General features: G+C 67.2%; 6 protein-coding genes. All 6 read left to right on the forward strand.

Features of this window, described 5'->3' with window-relative positions:
• The coding region (locus tag VN779_RS20070; protein WP_325725626.1) for a carbohydrate ABC transporter permease at positions 1-721 on the forward strand (721 nt) is incomplete at its 5' end.
• 96 nt (positions 722-817) lie between these two features.
• Positions 818-3094, forward strand: a complete 2277-nt coding sequence (locus VN779_RS20075; protein ID WP_325725628.1) for a xyloglucanase — start codon at positions 818-820, stop codon at positions 3092-3094.
• 35 nt (positions 3095-3129) lie between these two features.
• Positions 3130-5055, forward strand: coding sequence for a beta-galactosidase (locus tag VN779_RS20080; RefSeq protein ID WP_325725631.1), 1926 nt, complete (start codon positions 3130-3132; stop codon positions 5053-5055).
• Between the two features lie 45 nt (positions 5056-5100).
• The gene (locus VN779_RS20085) at positions 5101-5640 is read left to right on the forward strand and encodes a GNAT family N-acetyltransferase (protein WP_325725633.1); all 540 of its coding nucleotides are present in this window, start codon (positions 5101-5103) and stop codon (positions 5638-5640) included.
• Positions 5637-6056, forward strand: a complete 420-nt coding sequence (locus tag VN779_RS20090) for a helix-turn-helix transcriptional regulator (RefSeq protein WP_325725635.1) — start codon at positions 5637-5639, stop codon at positions 6054-6056. Before VN779_RS20085 ends, VN779_RS20090 begins: the two co-directional genes overlap by 4 nt.
• 9 nt (positions 6057-6065) lie before the next feature.
• Complete coding sequence (locus tag VN779_RS20095) at positions 6066-6485, forward strand: VOC family protein (protein ID WP_325725636.1); 420 nt, start codon at positions 6066-6068, stop codon at positions 6483-6485.
• Positions 6486-6597: the final 112 nt, after the last annotated feature.

Below are 6597 nucleotides of genomic sequence, written 5' to 3' on the forward strand. Positions count from 1 at the left end.
GCTGACCTTCGACGCGTACCGGCAAGTGTTCGAGAACAGCACGGTGACCCGAGCGCTGGAAGTCACCTTCGGCATCACCATCGTGGGTACCGCGATCTCGATGGTGGTCTCGGTGCTGTGCGCCTACGGGCTCTCGCGCCACCGGTCCTTCGCGCATCGCACGATCCTGATGACGCTGATCGTCACCATGTTCGTCAGCGGCGGCCTGATCCCAACCTTCATCGTGGTCAGCGAACTCGGCGGTTATGACCAGTACTGGGCACTGATCCTGCCGAGCTCGGTCAGCGTGTTCAACATCCTGGTGCTGCGCTCATTCTTCGCCGGGACCGCGATCGACCTGATCGACGCCGCGCGGCTCGACGGCGCGGGGGAGTGGCGCATCCTGTGGTCGGTCGTGCTGCCGACCTCGCGCGCGGTGACCGCGGTCATCACGCTGTTCTACGCGGTCGGTTACTGGAACACCTTCTTCGGCGCGATGCTGTATATGCCCGCCGACCAGCAGAAGTGGCCGATCCAGTACGTGCTGTACCAATACGTAAACCTCGGTATGACAATGCCAGGTGTCGCAAACAGCGGCTACGGCGGCATCCACCAGCAGAGTTCACCGCTGTCGTTGTCGATGGCCGTGGTCGTGCTCACCGTGTTGCCGATCGTGATCGTGTACCCGTTCGTGCAGAAGCACTTCGCCAAGGGCATGCTCACCGGCGCGATCAAGGGCTGATCCGCCCCGTCACAGATCTCGCGTCTCATCAAGTCTTCCGCCGGGCGGGCGCCGCACTCGTCCGCCCGGCGGAACTCAATCTTCGAGGACGAACCCATGCGCGACTCAATGAAGAGGACGCTGCTGTCCGCGGCCGCCTGCTCGGCGCTGCTGGCCGGCTCACTGGCCGCCGCCCCCGCGGCCTCGGCCGCCGACTCGGCCCACGGCCTTGGTTTCGGCCTGGCGCCGCAGTGGAGCAACGTCAAGATCGGCGCCGGCGGCTTCATCACCGGCGTCGTGTACAACCCGACCCAGCCAGGCCTTGCTTATCTGCGCACTGACATCGGAGGCCTGTACCGCTGGGACGCATTCAGCCAGAGCTGGACCCCGCTGTTGGACTGGACCGGGTTCAACAACTGGAACCAGCTCGGCGTCGAGTCCGTCGCCACCTCCGCGCTGCATCCGAATCGGGTCTGGGCCGCGGTCGGCGAGTACGCGGACAGCTGGAACGCCGCCAACAAGGGCGCGATCCTGCGCTCCGACGACTATGGCGCGCACTGGAAGGTCACCCAGCTGCCGATCCTGCTCGGCGCCAACGATCAGGGCCGTGACTCGGGCGAGCGGCTGGCCGTCGATCCGAACGACGACAACGTCTTGTACTTCGCCTCGCGAAACAACGGTCTGTGGAAGTCCGCGGACGGCGGCGCGACCTGGGCCCAGGACACCGCTTTCCCCGACCTCGGCTCGAACTCGACCAGCGGCCTGCAGTTCGTGACCTTCGATCAGACCGAGCAGCACCGGCGTGGCACGCCGACGCAGCACATCGTGGTCGGCGACGCGGACAAGACCGCGCTATATGAGACCACTGACGGCGGCCAGACCTGGTCCGCGGTCTCCGGCGGTCCCGGCACGATCCCGATCAAGGCCCAGTTCGCCGCGAACGGCTCGCTGTACGTGGTCTACGACCAGATCACCGGCCCGTACTGGATGGGAGCCGGCAAGCTCTACAAGTACGCACGCGGTTCATCGGCACAGGGCGTGACCGGCGAAGCAGTCACCACCCCGACCGACGTCTCCCCGCCGCCCTCCTACAACTGGTACGGCTACGACGGCCTCGCGGTGGATCCTGAGAATCCGAACACTGTCATCGTCTCCACCAACGACCGGTGGAACCCGATCGACACGCTCTACCGGTCCACGGACGGCGGCGCGACGTGGCACGACGTGTCCGCGTCCACGACTCTCGACATCTCCGACACGCCTTACCTGGCCTGGGGAGCGACGCCGAAGTTCGGCTGGTGGATCGGCGCGGTGGCGATCGATCCCTTCGACTCCAACCACGTCGTGTATGGCACCGGCGCGACGCTGTACGGCACCCGCAACCTCGGTGCGATGGACAGCGGCGGCACGGTCACCTTCTCTTCCAAGGCCGCTCGCGGCATCGAGGAGACCGCGATCAACGACCTGCTGGTGCCGCGCGGTACCAGCTCCTGCAAGCTGATCAGCGCGGTCGGCGACCTCGGCGGGTTCTGCCACACGTCGCTGACTAAATCCCCTGCGACGGGCATGTCGGCGAACCCGATCCTCAGCTCCGGCACCGGCTTGGCTCAGTCCGCGGACGGCTCGCTGATCGTGCGTGTCGGATACGGCAGCAACAACCAGTTCGGCGCCTACTCGACCGACGGCGGCAGCACCTGGACTCCGTTCGCCAAGCCCGCGACGACGACCAGCGGCGGTGGCAAGGTCGCGGTGTCGGCTGACGGCAAGACGATCGTGTGGTCGGCTGGCGACACCTCCAACGCGGGTTCCGGCACGTCCTACTCGACCGACGATGGACAGACCTGGACCGCCACCAGCGGCCTGCCGGCCGGTCTCACGCCTGTGGCGGACGCCGCCGACTCCTCGGCCTTCTACGCCATCGACGGCACCAACGGGACTTTCTACAAGTCCGCTGACGGCGGCCGCACCTTCACCAGTACCACCACGGCGTTCTCCGGCGGCAACAACACGCAGGTGAAGGCGACTCCAGGCAAGGCCGGCGACCTGTGGCTGTCAGGGCTCGATAACGGCCTGTTCCACTCGGCGGACGGCGGCGCGACCTGGACCAAGGTGAACTCGGCTAGTTCGTCCTACACGCTGGGCTTCGGCAAGGCCGCGCCCTGGTCGAAGTACCTGACGCTCTACCAGGTCGGCGTGGTCGGCGGCGTGACCGGAGTCTTCATGTCCACCGACAACGCAGCGTCCTGGTACCGGATCAACAGCGACGCGCAGAACTGGGGCTGGACCGGCCAGGCGATCACCGGCGACCCGAACGACTTCGGCCGCGTTTACCTGGCTACCAACGGCCGCGGGCTCCAGACCGTCGACGTCGCGCCCTTCGGCCTCCTCTTCTAACCCTCTCGTCCGTACCAAAGGATCAGGAACCGCCCATGTCCTCCTCCTCTTTCACCGACCGCATCCTGTTCGGCGGCGACTACAACCCCGAGCAGTGGCCGCGCGAGGTCTGGGAGGAGGACATGGCCCTGATGCGGCAAGCTGGGGTGAACCTGGCCACGGTCGGCGTGTTCTCCTGGGCGATGCTCGAACCGACACCGGGCGTGTACGAGTTCGAGTGGCTCGACGAAGTGCTGGACCTGTTGCACGCCAACGGGATCGGCGTCGCCCTTGCCACTCCGACCGCCTCTACGCCGCCATGGATGAACCACCGCTGGCCGGAGACGCTGCCGCAGAACCCTGATGGAACGATCCGAACCTACGGTTCGCGCAACGCCTATTGCCCCTCCTCGTCGGTCTACCGCGAATTCGCTGACAAGATCAGCGATGCGCTCGGCGGGCGATACGCGCATCACCCCGCGCTGCGCATGTGGCATATCGGCAACGAGTTCGGCACCGTCTGCCACTGCGACCGCTGCGCCGCCCGCTTCCGCACCTGGCTCCAGGTTCGTTACGGCGACCTGGATGGCCTCAACGAGGCCTGGGGAACCGCGTTCTGGTCGCAGCGCTACAGCGATTGGGACGAGGTGATCCCGCCCCGGCAGGTCCAGTACGTGATCAACCCGACTCAGGACCTTGACTACCAGCGCTTCGCCTCGGACCTGCTGCTCGGCGGGTTCATCGCCGAGCGCGATCTCGTCCGCTCGCATAACCCGGCGATCCCGGTGACCACCAATTTCATGGGCTTCTTCAAGGGCACTGACTCGTGGCGGTGGGCACGCGAGGAAGACCTGGTCTCGCTCGACACCTATCCCGACCCGAACGATCCCGACGCGGCCCGCGACAACGCCATGACCCACGACCTGACGCGCAGTCTCGGTGGCGGCAAGCCGTGGCTGCTCATGGAGCAGTCGCCGGCCGGCGCCGGGTGGCGTCACATCGCGACGCCGAAACGCCGCGGACTCAATCAGCTGTGGTCCATGCAGGCCGTGGCCCGTGGCGCGGATGGCGTGCTGCATTTCCAGTGGCGCGCGTCGAAGCAGGGCGCGGAGCGGACGCACGGCGCGATGGTGCCGCATGCGGGCCCTGATTCCCGCGTCTTCCGCGAGATCTGCCAGCTTGGCAAGCAGCTCGCGCAGCTGGACGACGTGATCGGCACGAACGTGGCCGCCGAGGTGGCGATCCTGCACGACTGGGACGCCTGGCGCGCAGTCGAGCTGGACCACCAACCGCACAGTGGATTTCGTTATCTCGACCGGATCCGCGAGTACTACACGCCGCTGTGGCGCGCGAACATCACCGCGGACTTCGCGCATCCCGAAGCCGATCTGAGCACTTACAAACTGGTCGTCGTACCCAACCTGTATCAGGTCACGGATGTGGCCGCGGCAAACCTGGTGCGCTACGTCGAACGCGGCGGGCACCTCGTGATGGGCCCGTTCTCCGGCGTATCAGACCCCGATGAGCGCATCCGGCTCGGCGGGCACCCGGTTCCGTTCCGGGAACTGCTCGGTCTGCGCATCGAAGAGTACTGGCCGCTCCCCGACGAGCCGCTCACGGTCGAATCGGCCGAACTCGGCGACTTTACGGCCGCGACGTGGGCGGAGTGGCTGACCGCAGAGGGTGCGACCGTCGTCGCCACCTTCACCAGCGGCCCGCTCTCCGGCATCCCCGCTGTGCTGCGCAACAGCCACGGCGAGGGCACGGCCTGGTACGTCGCCACCCTCCCCGAGCCGGCTGCCCTTGCTCGAATCCTCGGCGCAGCATGTCACGCGGCCGGTGCCGAGCCCGTGCTCCCAGGCCTGCCGCCCCGCGTCGAGGCGATCCGTCGCGGCGACAAGGTCTTCCTGCTGAACCACGACGACGAGTCCGTCCAGATCCGCGACCTGACCCAAGACGCCGCCCAAGACACCGCTCTCTGACCGCGCCACCGAATTCCTGTCAGACCATCCAGGCACGATGGACGTATGCGCCTGCGCGACGTCGAACTTGCCGACCTGGATGCCTACGTCCGGATGCGATGCGACCCGGTCATGATGTCCGAGCTCGGTGGCCCGCTACCCCGAGAGGGTATGGAGGCGAAAGTCCGCCAGGATGTGGAGACCGTGGTGACGGGCGCAGGGTGGATCAAGATGATCCTCCCGGACGAGGCCGCGCCACACGTCGTGGCCGGTTCCGTCGTGCTGTGGTCGCACGAGGACGAGGAGCCCGACCCGGCGGACCCGGCCCCCGCGCCCGTATCCGAGATCGGCTGGATGGTCCTGCCCGAGTTCCAGGGCCGCGGGCTGGCTAAGCAGGCCGTGCGCGAGCTGCTGCGCCTCGCCCACGAGGACGGCCGCTGGGGCCGCGTGCACGCCTTCCCCGGCGCCACCAACGGTCCCTCCAACGGAATCTGCCGCTCGCTCGGCTTCACCCTGCACGGACAGCGCGACGTGACCTTCGCCGACCGGATCTTGCACACTAACCACTGGAGCATCGACCCCGCCGATGCGATGCTGGCCGGGTGACCGTAGAGGAACTCGTCCGACTGCGCCGGGCCCGCGACCAGATGGACCGCGACTACGCGCAGCCGCTCGACCTGGCCGCTCTCGCGCGAACCGCGTACATGTCGGAAGGGCACTTCTCGCGCAGCTTCCGGGCCGCGTTCGGCGAAACGCCGTACAGCTACCTGATGACGCGACGGATCGAGCGCGCGAAGGCACTGCTGCGGCGCGGCGACCTGTCCGTCACGGAGGTCTGCATCGAGGTCGGCTGCACCTCGCTGGGCTCGTTCAGTGCCCGGTTCACCGAACTGGTCGGTGAAAGCCCGAGCTCCTACCGGACCCGCTCGCACGAGGAAAGTGCCGTCATCCCGCCCTGCTACGTCAAGATCGTGACCCGCCCGCTGCGCGATGAGCGGGCGAAGGATCTCCCGCGGTCGTAGCGTGTAGCCATGGACCTCAAGCTCACGCACTGCTTCATCTCGGTGGACGACCACGACAAGGCGCTTGCCTTCTACCAGGATGTGCTCGGCCTCGAGGTGCGCAACGACGTCAAGTACGAGGGGATGCGCTGGATCTCGGTCGGTCCGGTCGCGCAGCCCGAGGTGAACATCGTGCTCGAGCCGCCGGGCGTGGACCCTAACGCAACCGCGGCCGATCGTGCGGCGCTCATCGAACTCCAGGCCAAGGGCCTGCTGCGCGGCGTGAACTTCGCGACCGACGACGTCGACGCGCTCTTCGAGCGGATCAGCGCCTCCGGTGCCGACGTGCTCCAGGAACCGATGGACCAGCCCTACGGCGTGCGGGACTGCGCGTTCCGCGACCCAGCCGGCAACGCGTTGCGGTTCAGTCAGTCGTCGGCGAAGCGCTAAATCCGCAGCACGAAGCCATCCGGGCAGCCTTTGACCGAATCCGCCGACAAGCGGACGGCCGAGCACCTGAGGCACTAACGCGAGGCGGGGCCTCGGTCGCGCTTTCCGCGCG

The sequence above is a fragment of the Actinocrinis sp. genome (assembly GCF_035605935.1).
GTDB lineage: Bacteria > Actinomycetota > Actinomycetes > Streptomycetales > Catenulisporaceae > Actinocrinis.